Raw genomic sequence first — 12,687 nt, 5'->3', positions numbered from 1 at the left:
TATGTTTACCTTACCGCTTGTCGAAAAAGTTTCCGTGGTTATCCCGGTTTACAACGAGCAAGAGAGCCTGCCGGAACTGATTCGCCGCACCACGGCGAGTTGCGATCTGCTCGGCATTGATTACGAAATTCTGCTGGTCGATGACGGCAGTAGCGACGACTCCGCGCAGATGTTAACCGCCGCGGCAGAGGAGCCAGGCAGCCATATTGTTGCCGTGTTGCTGAACCGCAACTATGGCCAGCACTCGGCAATCATGGCCGGTTTCAGCCATGTCACCGGCGATCTGATCATCACGCTGGATGCCGATCTGCAAAACCCGCCGGAAGAGATCCCGCGTCTGGTGGCGAAAGCCAATGAAGGTTATGACGTGGTCGGCACCGTGCGCCAGCACCGCCAGGACAGCCTGTTCCGCAAAATGGCGTCACGCACCATCAACCGCCTGATTCAGCGCACCACCGGTAAAGCGATGGGCGACTACGGCTGCATGCTGCGCGCTTACCGCCGCCATATTGTCGATGCCATGTTGCACTGCCACGAGCGCAGCACCTTTATCCCGATCCTCGCCAACACCTTTGCCCGCCGGGCGGTTGAGATCCCGGTGCAGCACGCCGAACGTGAGTTCGGTGATTCGAAATACAGCTTTATGCGGCTGATCAATCTGATGTACGACCTGGTGACCTGCCTGACCACCACGCCGCTGCGCTTGCTGAGCGTCTTCGGCAGCGTGATTGCCCTGGTGGGCTTCTCGCTGGCGGTACTGCTGGTGGTGCTGCGTCTGGCATTTGGGCCGCAGTGGGCGGGGGAAGGGGTGTTTATGCTCTTCGCCATCCTGTTCACCTTTATCGGCGCGCAGTTTATCGGCATGGGGCTGCTTGGGGAGTATATCGGCCGCATCTACAACGATGTGCGCGCCCGTCCTCGCTACTTTATTCAACGTGTCGTTCGTCAAGAATCTGATGATTCGCAAGAGGAAAAAAAACAATGAAAGCCGTAGTTTTTGCTTACCATGATATGGGATGTGTTGGTACACAGGCGTTACTGGATGCCGGATTTGAGATTGCAGCGATTTTTACTCACCCTGACAACGCGAATGAAAACCACTTTTTTGGCTCCGTGGCGCGCATTGCCGCTGAGCGCGGCATTCCGGTTTATGCACCGGAGGATGTTAACCACCCGCTGTGGGTGGACCGTATTCGCGACCTCAACGCGGATGTGATCTTCTCGTTCTACTACCGCAACCTGCTGTGCGACAACATCCTCAACACCGCGCGTCTTGGCGCGTTCAACCTGCATGGCTCCCTGCTGCCGGCTTATCGTGGCCGCGCACCGCTGAACTGGGTGCTGGTCAATGGTGAAACGGAAACCGGCGTTACCCTGCATCGCATGGTCGCGCGGGCCGATGCGGGCGCGATTATCGCGCAGCAGCGCGTGGCGATTGAGGAAAATGATGAAGCCCTCTCGCTGCACCGTAAGCTGTCCGAGGCGGCAAAAGCGATGCTGAGCAGCGTGCTGCCAGACATCAAAGTGCAGCGCTTCAGTGAAACCGCGCAGGACGAGAGCAAAGCCAGCTATGTTGGCCGCCGCACACCGGAAGATGGCCGTCTTGACTGGGAAAAACCGGCGCAGACGCTGCAAAACCTGGTGCGCGCCGTTTCCGATCCGTGGCCGGGCGCCTACAGCTTTGCCGGTACCCATAAATTTATCGTCTGGAAATCCCGCGTGCGTACCGATCTCAGCCCGGCCCGCGCAGGCACCGTGCTGTCTGTTGCGCCGCTGATTGTCGCCTGTGGCGAAGGCGCGCTGGAAATTTTGACCGGCCAGGCCGATAACGGCGTTTATATGCAGGGTACGCAACTGGCGCAGTCGCTGGGGCTGGTCGCTGGCGCATTGCTGACCAGCAAACCGGTGGTGGCGGTAAAACGCCGTACTCGCGTGCTGATCCTTGGCGTGAACGGCTTTATTGGTAACCATCTGACCGAACGTCTGCTGCGTGATGACAATTACGAGATCTACGGTCTGGATATCGGATCGGATGCGATCAGCCGTTTCCTCGGCAGCCCGCGCTTCCACTTCGTTGAAGGCGATATCAGCATTCACTCCGAGTGGATCGAGTATCACATCAAAAAATGCGACGTGGTGCTGCCGCTAGTGGCGATCGCCACGCCGATCGAATACACCCGCAACCCGCTGCGCGTGTTCGAGCTGGATTTTGAAGAGAACCTGAAAATCATCCGTGACTGCGTGAAATACAATAAACGCATCATTTTCCCGTCGACGTCCGAAGTGTACGGCATGTGTACCGACAAGAATTTCGACGAAGACAATTCGAACCTGGTGGTTGGCCCGATCAACAAACAGCGCTGGATTTACTCAGTATCGAAGCAACTGCTCGACCGCGTGATCTGGGCATACGGCGACAAGCACGGTCTGAAATTCACCCTGTTCCGTCCGTTTAACTGGATGGGGCCGCGCCTGGATAACCTGAACGCGGCGCGTATCGGTAGCTCCCGCGCCATCACCCAACTGATCCTCAACCTGGTGGAAGGTTCGCCGATCAAGCTTATCGAAGGCGGTAAACAAAAACGCTGCTTCACCGATATCAGCGACGGTATCGAAGCGCTGTTCCGCATTATCGAAAACAAAGATGGGCGCTGCGACGGCGAGATCATCAACATCGGTAACCCGGATAACGAAGCGAGCATCAAAGAGCTGGCCGAAATGCTGTTGGCGAGCTTTGAGAAACACCCGCTGCGCGATCGTTTCCCGCCGTTCGCCGGTTTCCGCGAAGTGGAAAGCAGCACCTATTACGGCAAAGGTTACCAGGATGTGGAGCACCGCAAACCGAGCATCCGTAACGCTAAACGCTGCCTGCACTGGGAACCGACCGTGGATATGCGCCAGACCATCGACGAGACGCTGGATTTCTTCCTGCGCACTGTCGAACTGACGGATGAGAAATAAGCATGAAATATGTCGGCTTACGTATTGATGTCGATACCTTTCGCGGCACGCGTGATGGCGTACCGCGCCTGCTGGAGCTGTTAAAAAAGCACCATATTCAGGCGAGCTTTTTCTTTAGCGTCGGGCCGGACAACATGGGGCGCCATATCTGGCGCCTGCTTAAGCCGAAGTTTCTGTGGAAGATGCTGCGCTCGCGCGCGGCATCGCTCTACGGCTGGGATATTCTGCTGGCCGGAACGGCCTGGCCGGGACGGTTAATCGGCGAAGGGAATGCGGAAATTATTCGCCAGACCGCGCAGGGCCATGAAGTCGGGCTGCACGCCTGGGATCACCACGGCTGGCAGCGCTGGAGCGGAGTATGGGATCAAAAGCGTTTAGAGGCAGAGATCGAACGCGGCCTGCTGGCGCTGGAAGTGATTATCGGTCGTTCGGTGACCTGTTCGGCCGTTGCAGGCTGGCGCGCCGATCAGCGGGTGGTGAAAGCGAAGTCTGCGTTCGACTTCCGTTATAACAGCGATTGTCGCGGTACGCAGCCGTTTCGCCCGCAACTGACGGACAACACCTGTGCGGCTCCGCAGATCCCGGTGACGTTGCCGACCTGGGATGAAGTGGTCGGCACCACGGTGAGCGCCGCTGAATACAATCGCTATATTCTCGACTGTATCCATCGTGATAACGGGACGCCGGTTTATACCATTCATGCTGAAGTGGAAGGGATCATCGGCGCGGATGGATTTGATGAATTACTGGCAATGGCGACCCGCGAGCAAATCGTCTTTTGCCCGTTGAGCCAGCTATTGCCGGATGATGTAGCCACGTTGCCGGTGGGCAAAGTCGTGCGCGGAGAAGTGGTCGGCCGGGAAGGCTGGCTGGGTTGCCAACAACTGTTGAGTTCAGGGTCATGAAATCCCGTTATTTTACGCTGGTGCTGTTCGCGCTATTTGCCCTCTACTATCTCGTTCCCATTGAATATCGCTTGCTCTGGCAGCCCGATGAAACCCGCTATGCGGAAATCAGCCGGGAGATGCTGCACAGCGGCGACTGGGTAGTGCCGCATTTCCTCGGCCTGCGTTATTTCGAAAAACCGATTGCCGGGTACTGGATCAACAATATTGGTCAGTGGCTGTTTGGTCACAATAACTTCGCGGTTCGTTCCGGTGCCATCTTCTCGATTGCGCTTTCGGCGCTGCTGGTTGGCGGTCTGGCGTGGAAGATGTGGCGCGATAAACGTATTGCCGTGCTTTCCGGCGTGATATTCCTGACGGCGTTTTTAGTTTACGGTATCGGCACTTATGCGGTGCTCGACCCGATGATCACGCTGTGGATGACGCTGGCGATGTTCAGCTTCTGGCTTGCGTCGCAGGCCACCACGCTGCGCGGTAAGTTTGGCGGCTATGTGCTGTTGGGCATTGCCTGCGGCATGGGGGTGATGACCAAAGGGTTCCTCGCACTGGCGGTGCCGGTGATCGGCGTGCTGCCGTGGGTGATTGTGCAGAAACGCTGGAAAGAGGTGCTGCTCTGGGGCTGGCTGGCGGTGATCTGCTGCGTCGTGACTGTACTGCCCTGGGGACTGGCGATTGCTGCCCGCGAGCCGGATTTCTGGCGCTACTTCTTCTGGGTGGAGCATATTCAGCGTTTTGCTCAGCAGGATGCGCAGCACAAAGCGCCGTTCTGGTATTACATTCCGTTCCTGGTTGCCGGTTCGCTGCCGTGGCTCGCGCTGTTGCCTGGCGCGCTGAAAACGGGCTGGCTGGCGCGTAAAGAGGGGCTGCGCGAAGCCTTCTATTTGCTGGGTTGGGTGGTGATGCCGCTGATTTTCTTCAGCATCGCGAAGGGAAAATTGCCGACCTATATTCTGCCGTGTTTCGGACCCCTGGCGATCCTGATGGCGCGCTATGCGGTAGAGGTGGCCAAAGAGCATGGCCGGGCGCTGCGCATTAACGCCTGGATCAACATTGCTTTTGGTTTGATCGGTACGGTTGCCGCGCTGGTGGTGTCGCCGTGGGGCTTTTTAAAGCATCCGGTATGGATGCCGATCGAAGTGTATAAAGCGGCGCTGGCAGCATTTGCCTTTTTCTGCTGGTTGCTGGTCGGGTTGTTTACGTTGCGCGCCAGTCACGAGCGCTGGTCGTACGCCGCGCTGTGTCCGCTGGGGATTGCACTGCTGGTGGGCATTGTTATCCCGGACAAAGTGATGGATTCCAAACAGCCGCAATTTTTAATTAACTTCGTCAACGACTCGCTGGCCCCCAGCCGCTATGTACTGGCCGATAACGTCGGGGTTGCCGCTGGTCTGGCGTGGGAGCTGAAGCGCAAAGATATTATTCTCTTCGGTACGCAGGGTGAGCTTACCTACGGGATGGCGTATCCTGACGGGCAGGGCCGCTTTGTCAGTGAGGATGGTTTTACTGACTGGCTGGCACAACACCGTCAGCAAGGCGTGATATCGCTGGTATTGCACCAGTCTAAACCGGATGATTTCACCCGTTTGCCGATCCCGAAACCTGATAACGTCTATGTGCAGGGGCGTATGGTCTTTATTCAGTACTATCCGCAATGACAAGCTGGATCTGGCTCCTCCTCGCCAGCCTGTTGAGCTGCGTAGGGCAACTGTGCCAGAAACAGGCGACACGCCCCGCGCCGCCGGGGCATCGCGGCAGGCATCTCGGTCTGTGGCTGGGGCTGGCGCTGGCATCGTTGGGCGCCGGTATGGCGCTGTGGCTGCTGGTGCTCCAGCGTATTCCGGTCGGCGTGGCGTATCCGATGCTGAGCCTCAATTTTGTCTGGGTTACGCTGGCCGCGCGGTTTATCTGGCATGAGCGAGTTACCGCGCGTCATGCGGTGGGCGTTGCGTTGATCATTGCCGGTATTGTGCTGCTGGGGAGTACGCGATGAGGGGCATGGTATGGGCGCTTGCGAGCGTGCTGCTGGTCAGCGTCGCGCAGTTGTTGCTGCGTTACGCGATGATTTCATTGCCGCCGGTGAGCCTCTCGTGGGAGTTTGTGTCGGTACTGCTTCAGCCGCAGAAAGGAACGCTGGCGCTGATTGCCGGGCTGTTCGGCTACCTGGCGTCGATGGGATGCTGGTATTTTGCGCTGCACCGTTTGCCGCTGAGCAAGGCTTATGCCCTGCTCAGCGTGAGTTACATTCTGGTGTGGGCCGCCGCCATCTGGTTGCCCGGCTGGCATGAACCCTTCTCTCTGCGCGGCGGGCTTGGCGTGTTGCTGATTGTCGCCGGTGTGCTGGTTATTTTTCTGCCTGGGCGGTCAGGCAAATAACGTTTACCCGGGCAGGCGGCTTTTCGGTCTGCCCGGCCCCAGTAAAATCGCCAGCTTGCTGCCACCGGTGGTGGTTTCCATCCAGATCTTACAGACGCTGGTCAGCGGTACTGACAGAAGCATACCGATCGGGCCGAGCAGCCATCCCCAAATCAACAATGACAGGAACACTACCAGCGTGGACATCCCGAGACGGTGGCCCATCATGCGCGGTTCAAGAATGTTGCCAATCACCATATGCACCACCAGGAACAGCGCGCCAACCAGCAAGCATTCGTAAGTACCATTGAACAGCAACGCCTGAATCATCGGGGGGATCGCGGAGAGCACCGAGCCGATATTGGGTACATAGTTGAGCAGAAAAGCCAGCACGCCCCACATTAACGCAAACTGAATATCCAGTAACACCAGCCCCAGCCAGACAATCAGACCGGTCCATATGCTGAGCAGCGTTTTCAGCGCCAGATAGTGAGAGACGCCTTTTAACGCGCGGTGCAGCCCGGCAATATGCACCTGTGGGTTGGTCAGGGCAAAACGCATTTTGTAGGGAACGTGGCGTACTTCAAACAGCATAAACACCACGGTCATCACCAGCAGCACAATGCTGGCCATCGCATTCGATAGCTGGGTCGCCATGGACGTTGCGAACGTCATTACCCGCTCGGAATCCATGCGTTGCAGTATGCGCTCTGGCGACATATGCAACCGGAGGAAGGGCATGGCATCCTGCAACTGGAGAAATTTGCGCGTGAACTCGCGATTGTATTTCGGCAGCAGGGTCATAAAGTCATTCACCGATGCGGCAAGCACCGCGAACAGCGCGGTGAGGAAAATCAGCATCACCAGCACTACAATCGCAATGGCGACCGGGCGTTTCAGGCCGCGGCGAATAAACCAGCTCACCAGTGGGTTAAGGACGATGGCGAAAAAGAGCGCCAGCAACAGTTGCACAATAATGTCAGCGGCGGCATGGATCCCGGCGAGGATCACCACCAGTGCTGCCAGTTTTAACAGAATATGAAGACCTGCCTGGTCCGGTTGAGGTTGTGTCATTCAGCATTCCTTTTGTCATCACGCCCGTTAAGTGTAGTGCCCCGTAACGTCTTCGCCCGACAGAGATATTCTTAAAGTGGATGCTGATTTCTGCGCCCTGACGTGATAATAGTGAAACACTGTTGTGAATCTCTGGGTCAAACTTCATGCCTGAAAATGCCGCTGAACCGGCGCTTAGCGGATTGCGCCTCAATCTGCGGATTTTGTCCGTCGTTATTTTTAACTTTGCCAGTTATCTCACCATTGGACTGCCGCTGGCGGTGTTGCCTGGCTATGTCCATGATGTGATGGGCTATAGCGCCTTCTGGGCCGGGTTAGTGATCAGTTTGCAATATTTCGCCACGCTGCTCAGCCGACCGCACGCCGGGCGCTATGCCGATTTATTGGGGCCGAAAAAGGTCGTTATCTTTGGTCTGTGCGGCGCCTTTCTTAGCGGTCTCAGTTACTTGCTGGCGGCAATGGGCAGCAGCCCTGGCATATTAAGCCTGGTGTTGTTGTGCCTCGGGCGTGTGATTTTGGGTATCGGCCAGAGTTTTGCCGGGACCGGCGCGACGCTGTGGGGCGTGGGCGTTGTCGGTTCCATACATATTGGTCGTGTGATCTCGTGGAATGGCATTGCCACCTATGGCGCAATGGCGCTGGGTGCGCCGCTCGGCGTCCTCTGTTACCGCTATGGCGGGTTACAGGGGCTGTCATTAACCATTATGGGCATTGCGTTGCTGGCGATCGTGCTGGCATTACCGCGGGCGAGGGTAAAGGCCAGCAAAGGCAAACCACTGCCGTTTCGCGCAGTGCTGGGGCGCGTCTGGCCGTACGGCATGGCGCTGGCGCTGGGTTCGGCAGGATTTGGCGTGATAGCGACCTTCATCACGCTTTATTATGCAGCCAAAGGCTGGGACGGCGCGGCATTTGCCCTGACGCTGTTCAGCTGTGCGTTTGTTGGTGCCCGTTTGCTGTTCCCTAACGGCATCAACCGTTTTGGCGGCCTGAATGTATCGATGATCTGTTTTGTGGTCGAAACGCTCGGCCTGGTACTGGTGGGGCTGGCGGTCGATCCGTGGATGGCAAAACTCGGTGTGTTCCTTGCCGGTGCTGGTTTCTCGCTGGTGTTCCCGGCGCTGGGCGTCGTGGCCGTGAAAGCGGTACCGCAGAATAACCAGGGTTCCGCGCTGGCAACCTATACGGTGTTTATGGATTTATCGCTGGGTATTACCGGCCCGCTGGCAGGGTTGCTGATGGCATGGGCGGGCGTGTCGTCGATTTATCTGGCGGCGGCAGGGCTGGTAGCAATCGCCTTGTTGTTGGCCTGGCGATTAAAACAAAAGCCGGTGTTGGTGGGATGATTGCCCGCTAGCGCTCTGTTTATCGGGACGACGGTGTCATCCGGCAATAAAAAAGGGAACCCGCAGGTTCCCTCGTTATTCCTCGCAGCGGGATTATTTCACCACGATAGTATTAATGATGTTTTCTGCGGCGGTTTGCGCCTGCTGCTGGTTATCCGCTGGCAGCGTGACCTGCAAGGTCAGCAGTTTATTGTCAACTTTGCCCAGCACCACGGAAGACCAAGCCGTCTGACCTTTGGCCGAGATAATGCTGTCGAGTTGTTGCAGCGTCTGGCCTTTGATCTCAATCGCTTTATTGGTCACAACCTGCAACTGCGGGTCGCGGCCACGCTGTTGATCTTCCAGGCGTTTCGCCAGCGCCGCTAAATCTTCCTGCGTGTTGTCGCCAACGATGACGATCACCGCTTTCTGGCCGGTGGCGTCGGAGTAAACGTGCATATTATTAGACTGGGTGCCCAGCTTGCCGCTCTGATCGGTCATATCCGCCGGCAGCGAGAAGCTGAGCTTGCCGTCAAGCAGCGTTATCGGCTGGCCTGTTGCATTGCTTTCAGCTGAAGCGGCCTGAACCGGCTTCTTGCTGTCGCTGTTATCACAGGCAGCCAGCCCGACGACCAGCAGGCCAATACCGACATATTTAACCAGATTGCGCATTGACTTCTTCCTTTCAATAAACAGCCATAACGGCTCAGCGCCCCATCTTATCACATCTGCCTGGCGGTACTCTTAACTGGCCTGCAACGCGTTAATTTCAGATTTGTCTGCCAGCCTTTTCAGTAACATATTCAACAACACACCGTACATCGGCAGGAAGAAGGCGATGCTGATAAGCACTTTAAAGCTGTAATCCACCATCGCGATTTCCGTCCAGTGCTGCGCCATAAACGCATCCGGGCTGCGCCAGAAAGCAATAAAGAAGAACGCAACGGTGTCGCTGGCGTTACCGAACACGGTGGAAGCCGCAGGCGCAAGCCACCAGCGGCGATTCTGACGCAGGCGGTTAAACACATGCACGTCGAGAATTTGCCCCAGCGCATAGGCCATAAAGCTGGCGCTGGCGATACGGGCGACAAACAGGTTGAAATGCGCCAGCGCGCCAAAACCTTGCCAGCTTCCCATATAAAACAGCGAAGAGATCACATAAGAGGCCAGCAGCGCAGGCACCATTACGGCGAAAATAATGCGTCTTGCCAGCGGCGCGCCGAAAATGCGCACGGTTAAATCTGTCGCGAGAAAAATAAACGGGAAACTGAATGCGCCCCAGGTGGTCTGGAAACCAAAAATGGCGACCGGCAGCTGCACCAGATAGTTACTGGAGATAATCACCAGCAGATGAAAAAGCGAAAGCCAGACCAGCGCTTTCATGCGCTGCGAGGATGAAAATTGCGTCATATTGTGACCTTTTTGGTAAATGGGGTGAGGGAACCCAGTACTTTTTTGTGCTCTGCCACGCAGAGCCGCCGCATGATACTGCAACTATTGCCGGATGCAATGGTTAATTTTAACGCAATCGTTAACCTTGCTTGCGTCACAAAAAAGGCGGCGTAAACTAATGCGGTTTTTTCCCTTGCGAGATGAAGATGACCGATTTCTTTTCCACTGCTGACCATACGCTGGATGCGCAGGGTTTACGCTGCCCGGAACCGGTAATGATGGTGCGCAAAACCGTGCGTAATATGCAGGTTGGCGAAACATTGCTGATTATCGCCGACGATCCGGCAACCACCCGCGATATTCCCGGCTTTTGCCGTTTTATGGAACACGAGCTGGTCGCCGGGCAAACCGAATCACTGCCGTATCGCTACGTGGTGCGTAAAAGCCACTAATCTTTGCTGCGTAACAGGCGCAACGCATTGGCGGTCACCAGCACCGTTGCGCCGGTATCCGCCAGCACTGCCAGCCACAGCCCGGTCATTCCCAGCAGCGTCGTCAGCAGAAAGATAGCTTTCAAACCCAGCGCCATGGCGATGTTCTGGCGAATATTGTTGTGCGTCGCGCGCGCCAGGCGGATCATCTGCCCAATGCCGATCAGGCGGTTATGCGTTAATGCCGCGTCCGCCGTTTCCAGCGCCACATCGGTGCCGCTGCCCATCGCAATCCCGATGGTTGAGGCTTTCATGGCGGGCGCATCGTTGATGCCATCGCCCACCATCGCCAGCGGTGAACGCTGATTCAGCGCCTGTACCGCCTGCACTTTATCTTCCGGCAACAGCCCGGCGCGGAAATCCAGCCCCAGCTCCCCGGCGATCGCCGCCGCCGCGCGCGGGTTATCTCCGGTCAGGATCACGCCCTGAACGCCCAGCGCATGCAGCGCGGCAACCGCTTCTTTAGCGTCATCGCGCAGCGTATCCTGCAGCGCCAGCGTGCCAATCGCTTCGCCATCGCGCTCAACCACAATAACGGTCTGGCCGAGGCTCTCCTGCTGATGAATGTGTGTTAACAGCGAGCCTGGCACTCCTTGCGGCAGTTTATCCGGTGCGCTGATGCGAACATATTGCCCGTCAATCTGTGCTTCGATCCCTTTCCCGGCCAGCGTTCTCTGCGCTTGCGCTGTCGGAATCGGCAACTGGCGGCGCTGCGCTTCCTGTACAACAGCCTGCGCCAGCGGGTGAGTGGAGCCCTGTTCAACGGCGGCGCTGAGCGCCAGCAGTTCCGCTTCGTCGATCCCCGCCAGCGGCGTGACCGCGACAACCTGCGGTTTGCCTATGGTCAGCGTGCCAGTTTTATCAAATGCCACCTGGCGGATGCGACCAAGTTGTTCCAGCGCCGCGCCACCTTTGATTAACGCGCCACGCCGTGCGGCGACTGCCAGCCCGGAGGTAATCGCGGCTGGCGTAGAGATCACCAGCGCGCACGGGCAACCAATCAACAGCAACGCCAGCCCTTTGTAGATCCACGGTAACCACGGCGCAGCGAACAGCAGCGGCGGCACAACCGCGACCAGCAGCGCTACTGCCATAATCGCTGGTGTATAGATGCGGCTAAAGCGATCGATAAAGCGCTCAATTGGCGCGCGGCGCTCTTCGGCCTCTTCAATCAGCTTGAGGATACGGTCGATGGCGTTTTCGCCGGGCTTCGAGACCACTTCCAGCGTCACCAGACGATCGACGCTGGTGGCACCAGCCGGTACCGATTCGCCGCAGGTACGCTCCACCGGCACCGATTCGCCGGTCAGGGCACTTTCATCAAAACTGGCAAATGCCGACACCAGCTTGCCGTCGGCAGGTAAACGTCCACCCGCCGGGACTTCAATGGTGTCGCCCGGCTGTAACTCGCTGGCAGCGACCGTCTGGCGCTCACCGTGACGCAAGCGGATGGCGGTATCCGGTTTTAGCGCCATCAGCGCGCTGACGCCGCGGCGTGCGCGGCTGGCAGCCCAGCCTTCAAGGCGTTCGCCAATCAGAAACAGCAGCAATACCATCGCCGCTTCCGCCGTTGCGCCAATAAACAGGGCGCCAATCGCCGCCACGCTCATCAACGTTTCGATAGCAAACCAGCTACCGCTTTTGATTAAGCGCAGCGCCTGGCGGGCAATCGGCCACAGGCCGACCAGCGTGGTGGCGATAAAGGCGGCCTGGCCAAGGGGATGGTTGAACTGCTCCAGCGCCCAACTGAGCGCCATCATTACCACCAGGACAATCAGCGGCAGGTTTTCCCGCAGCCGCGAAGGTGCGGGCTCGGGCGCGCTGTTCTCGCTGCGTAGCTGGTAGCCAGCCTGCTGAACGGCCTGCTCGACGCGTTCGCGCACATCGTCGCTGGCCACAACGATCAGTTTTTCTGTCGCAAAGGTCACCTGGACCTGGCCAATGCCCTCAACCTGGCGGACGGCATTTTCCACTTTGCGGGCGCAGGCGGCGCAGTCCATACCCGAAACCAGCCAGCTGTAGCGTTCGCCTTCCGCGCTCAGCGCTGGTTGCGCTTTACTTTCGCAGGCGCTATCTGCGCAGCAGGATTGCGGTTTTTCCGGCAACGGGCGCAGTTTTATGGCCGCAAACTGTGGGGCTTTTTTCGTGTCGGCGGGCGAAGTGGGGGTCGGCATGGCATCCTCCGGTGAA

General features: G+C 57.7%; 12 protein-coding genes. 8 read left to right on the top strand and 4 right to left on the bottom strand.

All coding sequences use genetic code 11. The annotated features are described in order from the left end of the window. The first annotated feature begins 1 nt into the window (after position 1). From arnC to arnF, 6 genes are read left to right on the top strand one after another with little or no spacing between them, the layout of a single operon-like run. Positions 2–985, top strand: coding sequence for an undecaprenyl-phosphate 4-deoxy-4-formamido-L-arabinose transferase (arnC, locus tag C0557_RS24430; protein WP_208661891.1), 984 nt, complete (start codon positions 2–4; stop codon positions 983–985). Then, entirely contained in the window at positions 982–2,961 is a 1,980-nt protein-coding gene (gene arnA / locus C0557_RS24425; protein ID WP_208661888.1) for a bifunctional UDP-4-amino-4-deoxy-L-arabinose formyltransferase/UDP-glucuronic acid oxidase ArnA, read from the top strand. Before arnC ends, arnA begins: the two co-directional genes overlap by 4 nt. A gap of 2 nt (positions 2,962–2,963) precedes the next feature. Next, on the top strand, positions 2,964–3,866 hold the full coding sequence (gene arnD / locus C0557_RS24420; RefSeq protein WP_074776029.1) for a 4-deoxy-4-formamido-L-arabinose-phosphoundecaprenol deformylase: 903 nt from the start codon (positions 2,964–2,966) through the stop codon (positions 3,864–3,866). Then, complete coding sequence (arnT, locus tag C0557_RS24415; protein ID WP_208661876.1) at positions 3,863–5,521, top strand: lipid IV(A) 4-amino-4-deoxy-L-arabinosyltransferase; 1,659 nt, start codon at positions 3,863–3,865, stop codon at positions 5,519–5,521. The genes arnD and arnT overlap by 4 nt, the downstream gene beginning before the upstream one ends. After that, positions 5,518–5,856, top strand: coding sequence for a 4-amino-4-deoxy-L-arabinose-phosphoundecaprenol flippase subunit ArnE (arnE, locus tag C0557_RS24410; protein WP_007369659.1), 339 nt, complete (start codon positions 5,518–5,520; stop codon positions 5,854–5,856). The genes arnT and arnE overlap by 4 nt, the downstream gene beginning before the upstream one ends. Next, the gene (gene arnF / locus C0557_RS24405) at positions 5,853–6,239 is read left to right on the top strand and encodes a 4-amino-4-deoxy-L-arabinose-phosphoundecaprenol flippase subunit ArnF (protein WP_074776023.1); all 387 of its coding nucleotides are present in this window, start codon (positions 5,853–5,855) and stop codon (positions 6,237–6,239) included. Before arnE ends, arnF begins: the two co-directional genes overlap by 4 nt. Before the next feature lie 3 nt (positions 6,240–6,242). Here arnF and C0557_RS24400 read toward each other — a convergent pair whose 3' ends face one another. After that, complete coding sequence (locus C0557_RS24400) at positions 6,243–7,292, bottom strand: AI-2E family transporter (RefSeq protein ID WP_208661872.1); 1,050 nt, start codon at positions 7,290–7,292, stop codon at positions 6,243–6,245. 146 nt (positions 7,293–7,438) lie between these two features. Between C0557_RS24400 and C0557_RS24395 the strand changes: the two genes are divergently transcribed. Further along, positions 7,439–8,635, top strand: a complete 1,197-nt coding sequence (locus tag C0557_RS24395) for an MFS transporter (RefSeq protein ID WP_208661859.1) — start codon at positions 7,439–7,441, stop codon at positions 8,633–8,635. Positions 8,636–8,728: 93 nt separating this feature from the next. Here C0557_RS24395 and C0557_RS24390 read toward each other — a convergent pair whose 3' ends face one another. Both C0557_RS24390 and C0557_RS24385 read right to left on the bottom strand, forming a co-directional pair. After that, positions 8,729–9,286 carry a DcrB family lipoprotein gene (locus tag C0557_RS24390; protein ID WP_208661857.1) on the bottom strand — a complete coding sequence of 186 codons (558 nt, stop codon included), beginning with the start codon at positions 9,284–9,286 and terminating at the stop codon, positions 8,729–8,731. 72 nt (positions 9,287–9,358) lie between these two features. Then, complete coding sequence (locus tag C0557_RS24385; protein ID WP_208661837.1) at positions 9,359–10,024, bottom strand: 7-cyano-7-deazaguanine/7-aminomethyl-7-deazaguanine transporter; 666 nt, start codon at positions 10,022–10,024, stop codon at positions 9,359–9,361. A 188-nt stretch (positions 10,025–10,212) separates the two neighbouring features. Here C0557_RS24385 and tusA point away from each other — a divergent pair, with 188 nt between their 5' ends. Next, on the top strand, positions 10,213–10,458 hold the full coding sequence (gene tusA / locus C0557_RS24380; protein ID WP_007369684.1) for a sulfurtransferase TusA: 246 nt from the start codon (positions 10,213–10,215) through the stop codon (positions 10,456–10,458). Here tusA and zntA read toward each other — a convergent pair. After that, a complete protein-coding gene (gene zntA, locus C0557_RS24375) occupies positions 10,455–12,671 on the bottom strand; it encodes a Zn(II)/Cd(II)/Pb(II) translocating P-type ATPase ZntA (protein ID WP_208661834.1) in 2,217 nt (738 codons plus the stop codon). The genes tusA and zntA overlap by 4 nt on opposite strands. Positions 12,672–12,687 lie beyond the last annotated feature (16 nt).

This window comes from Kosakonia sp. MUSA4 (assembly GCF_013085925.1).
Lineage (GTDB): Bacteria > Pseudomonadota > Gammaproteobacteria > Enterobacterales > Enterobacteriaceae > Kosakonia > Kosakonia sacchari_B.
The sequence above is the reverse complement of the archived record's forward strand: the minus strand, read 5'-3'. Positions and strand labels throughout refer to the sequence as shown.

What these genes read in the sequence shown, in the direction of transcription:
- arnD (WP_074776029.1), top strand. Translation starts at nt 2,964, where the DNA reads ATGAAATATGTCGGCTTACGTATTGATGTCGATACCTTTCGCGGCACG.
- C0557_RS24395 (WP_208661859.1), top strand. Translation starts at nt 7,439, where the DNA reads ATGCCTGAAAATGCCGCTGAACCGGCGCTTAGCGGATTGCGCCTCAAT.
- C0557_RS24400 (WP_208661872.1), bottom strand. Translation starts at nt 7,292, where the DNA reads ATGACACAACCTCAACCGGACCAGGCAGGTCTTCATATTCTGTTAAAA.
- tusA (WP_007369684.1), top strand. Translation starts at nt 10,213, where the DNA reads ATGACCGATTTCTTTTCCACTGCTGACCATACGCTGGATGCGCAGGGT.
- C0557_RS24390 (WP_208661857.1), bottom strand. Translation starts at nt 9,286, where the DNA reads ATGCGCAATCTGGTTAAATATGTCGGTATTGGCCTGCTGGTCGTCGGG.
- arnT (WP_208661876.1), top strand. Translation starts at nt 3,863, where the DNA reads ATGAAATCCCGTTATTTTACGCTGGTGCTGTTCGCGCTATTTGCCCTC.
- arnA (WP_208661888.1), top strand. Translation starts at nt 982, where the DNA reads ATGAAAGCCGTAGTTTTTGCTTACCATGATATGGGATGTGTTGGTACA.
- arnC (WP_208661891.1), top strand. Translation starts at nt 2, where the DNA reads ATGTTTACCTTACCGCTTGTCGAAAAAGTTTCCGTGGTTATCCCGGTT.
- arnF (WP_074776023.1), top strand. Translation starts at nt 5,853, where the DNA reads ATGAGGGGCATGGTATGGGCGCTTGCGAGCGTGCTGCTGGTCAGCGTC.
- arnE (WP_007369659.1), top strand. Translation starts at nt 5,518, where the DNA reads ATGACAAGCTGGATCTGGCTCCTCCTCGCCAGCCTGTTGAGCTGCGTA.
- zntA (WP_208661834.1), bottom strand. Translation starts at nt 12,671, where the DNA reads ATGCCGACCCCCACTTCGCCCGCCGACACGAAAAAAGCCCCACAGTTT.
- C0557_RS24385 (WP_208661837.1), bottom strand. Translation starts at nt 10,024, where the DNA reads ATGACGCAATTTTCATCCTCGCAGCGCATGAAAGCGCTGGTCTGGCTT.